This window comes from Phyllobacterium sp. P5_D12, assembly GCF_054049495.1.
Genome location: NZ_JBFUMG010001149.1, coordinates 1 through 603, shown reverse-complemented (window position 1 = coordinate 603; position 603 = coordinate 1). Strand labels below are relative to the sequence as shown.

1 protein-coding gene is annotated in these 603 nt (G+C 51.7%); it reads right to left on the bottom strand.

What is annotated here, in order from left to right; translation table 11 throughout:
• Positions 1-96: 96 nt before the first annotated feature.
• On the bottom strand, positions 97-603 hold a 507-nt coding region (locus ACXJ5O_RS29210; RefSeq protein ID WP_457302950.1), incomplete at its 5' end, for a thermonuclease family protein.

Genomic DNA, 603 nt, shown 5'->3' with positions numbered 1-603 from the left:
CGCAGCGACAGACCGGTCGACAATTTCCKGTCTTGGCGAGGAACTTGGCGGTTTACAGCCCAAATCTCAAATGGTCGGCAGCGATTGGACTAAACCTCAACTGCCGTTGCGCCATTGCCACGGCGGTACGGGGTCTTGGGTGCGCCATAGACCAACCTTCTTTGACCTGGCCCAGTTCTCCAAGTAATTCAACTTACCTTGTCTATCTTTTGGTAAATGATCGTAGAACCTGCGCATTACCCATGCGTGGCCAAGAGTAACCATCCGCTCATTGACGTTTATCCACTCCTCGGCATTCGCGCATTGAACATAGATTGTAGCCAATGTTCTCCCGTGGCAGTCTATCCCATGCTCTTCAAGATGCACATTTCGTCCACCGACCAGCTTTATGAGGCCATGTGCAGCGGTATCCCCCCAGTGCTGGCCGTCCTCCGGGCAATCGATCGCATCCAGCCGGATCTTTATTTTGTCCCATCCCTTCGTGACGATGACTGTATCGCCATCGATGACGTACACAACTTTAGCCTTTGGATAGCTTTCTATAAGCGCTCTTGCCGCATAGCCGTTTAGCGCTTTCTTTTTGTCTGTGCTCTCGTAACTATC